This is a genomic window from Pseudomonas sp. GW456-12-1-14-TSB6 (assembly GCF_059424205.1).
On the sequence record NZ_JBWKZE010000059.1, the window covers coordinates 1 to 5542 of the forward strand.

4 protein-coding genes are annotated in these 5542 nt (G+C 44.7%); 1 reads left to right on the plus strand and 3 read right to left on the minus strand.

Annotated elements, in window-relative coordinates; all coding sequences use genetic code 11:
- On the plus strand, nt 1–255 hold a 255-nt coding region (locus tag AC07Y2_RS28550; protein WP_218278199.1), incomplete at its 5' end, for a hypothetical protein.
- Between the two features lie 317 nt (nt 256–572).
- On the opposite strand, the gene AC07Y2_RS28555 is transcribed toward AC07Y2_RS28550, so the two are convergent.
- The 3 genes from AC07Y2_RS28555 to AC07Y2_RS28565 form a co-directional block, all read right to left on the minus strand.
- Nucleotides 573–791 (minus strand): hypothetical protein, encoded by a 219-nt coding sequence (locus tag AC07Y2_RS28555; protein WP_011333849.1) that lies wholly within the window; start codon nt 789–791, stop codon nt 573–575.
- 759 nt (nt 792–1550) lie between these two features.
- Nucleotides 1551–4070 (minus strand): hypothetical protein, encoded by a 2520-nt coding sequence (locus AC07Y2_RS28560; protein ID WP_103387440.1) that lies wholly within the window; start codon nt 4068–4070, stop codon nt 1551–1553.
- Between the two features lie 142 nt (nt 4071–4212).
- The gene (locus tag AC07Y2_RS28565; protein ID WP_103387441.1) at nt 4213–5388 is read right to left on the minus strand and encodes a DUF3800 domain-containing protein; all 1176 of its coding nucleotides are present in this window, start codon (nt 5386–5388) and stop codon (nt 4213–4215) included.
- Nucleotides 5389–5542: the final 154 nt, after the last annotated feature.

The window sequence follows — 5542 nt, forward strand, 5'->3', positions numbered from 1 at the left end:
GTTTCGGGTGGGTTGGGTGTTGGTTTGATCATGGTGAAACTCCTACATCGTCAAATGGGAGCCGACACTCTCGCTACCAAACGATGGGTGGCGGCCATGCTCAGGTTGGTAGACCGGGACGTAGGAACCGGCGCGCCCGAAGACGCCCTGTGCATGACCACCATGACGCGGAGTCTTTCAGACACTGCACATCATGATGCTTATGCAACCTACGATAATCCGGGGCTACCAAACCCCATCACTGTTTTTCAGTGACCGGGAAACGATAAGACCCGCGTCGTAGACGCACAAGCCGGCGGATTCTGGCGTAGTCGTAGGCAATGACGCAAGGCGTTGTAGCCTTGGGGAAGTTACGGCGGGTTGCTTTAAACGGGCCTGTTTAAGCGCTCAAAGGTGAGGGATTATTTCTTGAGAAACAGTCCTGTCCCTTATTGGCTGAAAGGTAGAGGGCGAAGTTATTTGGAGGTCGGAGGAGGCGGGGTCGTGCGAGTAGTTCGCAGCAGAGAGAAGCGCTTGGCACGGAACCAAGCGCTCAGGGTAGGGCGGGGCATTTACGGCTCCACCCTGATGTTTCAGTTTTTGCTGGCGTTCAGCTTACGCAGTTCTTCGTAGGTCGCTGACTGGACGAACCAGAAGCCGGAAATGATGCACCAGCACAGGGTGCCGGCCACGAAGATACCCAGCGCCGGCAAGAACCCGCTGGTGAAAATCGCGACGATAGCGACCAGCCAGATGAATGCCAGGGAGAGATAGAGGACGGTGTTGTTGACGCTGATGACGAAGTCTTTCACGGGGCATATTCCTTGCGGGATCTAAAGAAATCCCCCTCTCCGGGGGGAGCGGACGCATGCTATCACATTGCCTTCACAGATCAACAAAAGCGAAGCGGACTAATGATCTGAGGATATATCTTTCCACCTTTCTCAATTCCTAAAGCCTCGCGAGACTACTGCATAGAGTCACGGGTGAGTTGTAGGACGTTTCTGTATTTATATGGTTCGAATTCTTTTTTCGAGAAAGTGTTGTTATTTAAGCTCGTGAGTAAAGTATTGGCTGTTCAAGTCGTCGATTTGTAGATAATAATGCGAACACGTTGGGCGTGATTACTATATCTATCTGAAAGGTTGAAAATGAAAGGCGCGAAACTTAAAGTCGGGTTGCACGGTTTTTGTGTGTGGATTTTTCTTCTGTTGTTTGTAGTGGCTACCAATTGCTTGATTTATTTGGCGTCACTACTGGATTTTAGTGAGGGGTGGCAACTGATTTTTGTATTTAGTTTTTATTTGATTAGTTATCTTGGTGTGTTGACTTTGTTAGCGTCGGCGTGGAGATTTCTGCAAAAGTTTTTAGTTGTGAAGGATTGGCCTGGGCAAAAAATTTTGGTTACGTACGAAGTGACGTTCGATGAGTATGAAAAAATCAAGTGTTTTTTAAGTGATATTCGTGCATAGGAAAAATGGAAAAGAGGGGCGGAGTAATCTGCTTTTCTGAGCAGTACTTAAAAATAAATCCGTCCCCTTTGATGGTCTAATTAATTCTAGGGTTAAACTTCAGTTTCGCGGCCTGATATAAAATTCAATTTTAAAGGTTATGTGTTCACTATCGTCGGTGAAGCTAATGTTAATCGGAAGCTGATGAGGTTGTTGGGTATAACTAACAGTGAGCAAGCTTTCATTGGGTAGTACAAGGTAATATCCATATCCATCGCAATTTATATCGAAAAATTTCATTTTCCCTTTCCCGTCAGGCCATGTGATATATCGGCCGGAAGTTGTAAACCCTGCTGCTCGAAATCTCTCCAGTGCGCGGAAGGAGCATATCATCCAGTCGGCCTTACGAGTCGGGAGCGTAATCTCTGAGCTTTGAGTTTTAGGATTATGGAAAAGTATCTGGGCGCTTAGCCAGTTATGTACTTCTTGAGCTGAATTTGAACCAAATGCATCAAATACGTAATGAGTGTCGTTGCCTGAAAGAAATGCCTGGCGCGGCAATCCAATATTTGAGGTAATTGGCTGTACAATACCTATTGTGAATCTTTTAAATAGATCGTAATTTTTAATTGATGAGCTAAGTCTTTCAATAAAATCGCGTCTAAATCTTTCCAAGGCTGTGTTGTCGAGTTTCTGATTGGTTATCTGGGATTTTGTCTTTTCTTTCAGGGCCTCCCCTAATAACTCGCAAAACTTACAGGCATAGCCTCTTAAACTTAACGCTTGCTCGGGCAAAATTCCAAGTCGATCTACGAATCTAGTATTTGCCAAGGCTTTTAGCAGTGATATCTTGAGCAATGGTATTCTTTGTGTCGCTGCCTTTAACTCACTAAGCTGGCAGTCAGGTATCATTGGCGAAGACATTTCAGGCTTTATAGTAGTGCCCGTAGCGCGTAGTACGTAAATATTCCAAAGTTCATAGAGTATTAGCGCCCCCACAGCATCAACTATTTTATATTCCTGAAGGTCCTCGCGGACAGTGTAGAAGTCACAAAAATTCTTGGCGGATAAGAATGCATTTATACACTCACCCAAAGAGGTCGGAACTGGGGAATGCCCGATATTGAATGCCCGCGCCCCTGCTGGATTGCGTAACTCCCGACATTCGACAAATACTTCCGGATGTGTGGATAGCAAATCAGCTAGGGCCCTCAGGGTTTCTGTTTCTATTTGGCTTGAAAACGCATTTAATGTTATGCCTTCCCAGCACTCATCTAGAGCTGTATTTAAAGCATTAAATTTATTTTTGATCTCATCTGGATCTGAGACTTTGCCTTCGATGTATTTTTGTATCTCTGGTTTGTATTTTGATTCCATTTTTTTATTGAGTTCTTCCGTCGTTATCCGCTCAACATTAGCATCGCTAACGTCTTTATCAAGCTCTGGCATGCATGGGCACCCCCATAGCTCTGGAACTTTCTCAGCCAAATCCCATGCGCCTTTATTGTAGTTTCCTTTGAACTGTATTACGCTGCGAATATTTCTCAATAGCTCTGGTATGTTTGCGGGCTGCTCGCGAACGGAGGTCTCTATGAGCAAGCGAAAGTGCGCTTGTAGATACGTATATGCCTCATTTCCAGATTTGGCTTTGTTAACAAAATTGAGAAATAATCGCCCATTTCGACAAAATCGACCGTATGACGGTAGTTTTTCCTCCCTAAATCTAGCGATCCTTTCGATTACTCCGATCTGCGACCTATATTCTTCCTTTGATAGAATCGCGACCATGGCAAAATGTAAGTAAAAGCCAGCAATGGATTGGTAAACATCTACCTCTCTAGAAATCTCAACTGCTGCTAGAACAGAAGGGAGAGAGGCTAACAGGTGACGTGCAAACTCATTTGCTTCGGGGATTTCCAGGTCATCAAAAGCTTTATAAGATATATCTCTGATTCGACTGTCTAGATTGGTTTTGGTTGGCTCAGTGCATAGCAGATACGATTCCAGCTCAATCAGTGCAGTTATACTATCCTGGATTCTAGCTCCACTAGAAAACAGCCTTTTAATTCTTGAGAGCTTGGATTTAACTAACGGTCGCTCATCGCCTCGAAAAAAACTAGATTGAGCGAAATTATTAATATCCAGATAAATTCGCTCATGAATAATTTCTATATTGGACATGAATGTGTAAGTGAACTTTAGGTGCTTGTACACTTGGCGTACCACAAATCCAAAGTAGACCATTAGTGCGCATAAATAGGGGGAGAGAGTAATTAAATCAAATAATCGAACTGAAATAAAAAGCTTGGCTACAAGGGAAAGCCCCAGAATTACAAACAGTTGTAGATTTAGTCTTTTGGCATCAACGCCTGAAATTGATGAGGTTAATTTCAGTAGCGAGGGACTTTTGTAACGAGTTCTAGTGGTTTCAATGACGTTTAACGATATTGGAAGCGCGAGTGCGCCCAGCGCAGCAGCAATGGTAATAATGTCGGTTACTAACGTTGCCCAAATTGCACTTTTCTCATCTTCGATAGCTGCGGATGCGGCTAATTTTATTGAGTCTTTAAATTTATCAATGCTTTGGCCTGCTCTAATTCCAATCTGAAATACGGATGCTAACACTACCGAAAAGTCCATTTTGCACATCCCCAATTAAGTAAAATTTTGTAATTTATGACTATAATTTCATGCCGATATGCACTTTTAAAAAATCAATTCGGGCGTGTTTTGTATCCGCGCTAGGAGTCTAGTTCATTATTTTATTAAAAAATGGTGCATTTCAACTCTCTTCGCCGAGAGCCTCAAGTGAGGCCAGCAGCTTCTGTAGTTCTGGCAAGTTCGCCGTCTTCAGAATGTCGTACTCTCCACGACTGCTCAGCATGTAAACATCACGAGCCTTCTTGATTCGTTCCAACTGCGGGACAATTTTCCCAGACGTCATTTCCAGAAAATCGTTAATGTCCGCCCGGGTCTGAGGGATCTTGTATCCCTTAGACGCACTGGTAATGATCACATCGGAATCGCGAAGCTTTGCAATTCCGCTTGACTTGATTTTCTGGTCGCTTAGATCGCCAAATCCTTGATCAGCCAAATGACCTTTGATATTGCCCATTGTTACGTAATCCCTACTGACAAACTCGCTTTGAAATCGGAGGTAGTCAAGGATGCAGCGCTGTAAGCGTTCATCTTCATCAGGATGCTTGCCAATTTTAGCTAGGAACTGATCCGCTTGTTTAAGTGCTTCTTGATGCACTCGATAATCTGCGTACTGAGAATCGTCGGCAGGCGCAGCAAGCAGAGATTGAAATTTTGGGGGCCACTCAACGAGACCCAGCGTCAGATCGCGCAAAATCTTTCTATAGGCTTTAACGACCTCCTCACTGGCCTTTCCTTCATAGATCTGGGCGACCGAGCCGGCGAAAAAGTCTGCTACCTGTATGAGGACATCGTCTTTGCTGCTCTTGGTCTGAAAGGATTGATCATCGCCGAATAGATCATCGATGTAACGGGCCTGAACATAGGCTTTCAGGCTCTCCTGAAACTCTGCACCACCGTGTTCATCGACGATCATCTGCAGGTTTGGGCTGTCAATGAAGAGTCGTTCATAGAGCATGCCATTGATGTGCTTAATAAAAGATTTTTTGAACTGAAGCCCTCCATCTCGATAGATCCTTGATTTGTCGACGACCGTAAAGTAGAGCTTCAGAGGAAGCTCTGCCAAGTCGCTCAGAATGCGAACGCGTCGTTCTGAATCTTTGACTCTAACTTTGCTGGATTTGATCTCACCCGCCTGGAAATGCCGCACCCGAAGCGCTTCAGCGAGTTCATAAGCTCTTTCCAACCCGGTTTCAGAAACAAGCACTGAGCACACGACAAAGAATGCGGAGCTGCCTTGCTTCGAGGTTTCTAGATCATGATTTCCGGATTCGTCGACAAACGCATAAGTCCTTTCCAACCCAGATGCTCCTTAAATCCTAGGGAGATGTTGCTTTGCTAATGATGTACTTTAGCTCACTGTGCCGTGATCAGGATGCGAATTAAGGCCAAATGCCACTAAGAGTGCTTTGCTAGCAGAGTCCAACCTAAGCCTTAACCCACCGCCCCCGACC

Coding starts and splice junctions, on each gene's coding strand:
- AC07Y2_RS28560 (WP_103387440.1), bottom strand. CDS start 4,070: ATGGACTTTTCGGTAGTGTTAGCATCCGTATTTCAGATTGGAATTAGA.